Origin of the sequence: Pseudomonas sp. EA_65y_Pfl1_P113 (genome assembly GCF_963970525.1) — a bacterium.
Lineage (GTDB): Bacteria > Pseudomonadota > Gammaproteobacteria > Pseudomonadales > Pseudomonadaceae > Aquipseudomonas > Aquipseudomonas tritici.
This window is the reverse complement of the sequence record NZ_CAXAQM010000326.1, coordinates 1-540: the sequence shown is the minus strand read 5'-3', so window position 1 is coordinate 540 and position 540 is coordinate 1. Positions and strand designations below refer to the sequence as shown.

Below are 540 nucleotides of genomic sequence, written 5' to 3'. Positions count from 1 at the left end.
CCCGATCACGATCGCGCCATGTTGCTGCATGCGGATGACCGCGTCGGAGGCGACGATCCTAAAGATCATCGAACGCGTGGAGACCGCCCCCGATCGCGCCCGCCTGTTGCTCGGCGATCTAATCGGCCTGCGCCGCCCCGATGGCGTGCTCGCCAGCATCACCGCCGTTGCGCAGGCGTTCGCCGATGCCGGGCGGCCGCTTACGCCTTGACCGCGCGCAACTCGCCCAGCCGCGCCATCGCCCAGCGGTACATTTCCGCCTCGGCAGCGCGTTGCTGGCGGTCGAGCAGCTTCATCCGCACCTCGACCTCTTCCAGCACCTCGCGCGCCTTCTTGTCCCAGCCCTGTTCGAGCAGCAGCGCGGCATAGCGACAGCGCCCTTCCTCGCCCGGCAGGCGTGTGACGAGATCGGCATAGAGCTCGAGCGCCTCGTCCTTGCGCCCCAGCGCATCGAGAATGCGCGCGCGGAGCAGGCCGATCCGGTCGCGGTCGCTCTGTGCCGAGGCGGGCGGCGCGGCGTCGAGCGTGGCGAGCGCGGCG

At 70.6% G+C, this 540-nt stretch carries 2 protein-coding genes; one reads left to right on the top strand and one right to left on the bottom strand.

The features are described from left to right. The coding region (locus AACY52_RS29865; RefSeq protein ID WP_339561313.1) for a hypothetical protein at positions 1-211 on the top strand (211 nt) is incomplete at its 5' end. Here the strand turns inward: AACY52_RS29865 and AACY52_RS29860 are convergent. Continuing rightward, positions 201-540 (bottom strand): hypothetical protein (locus AACY52_RS29860; protein ID WP_339561312.1); only part of this gene is annotated, 340 nt, incomplete at its 5' end. The genes AACY52_RS29865 and AACY52_RS29860 overlap by 11 nt on opposite strands.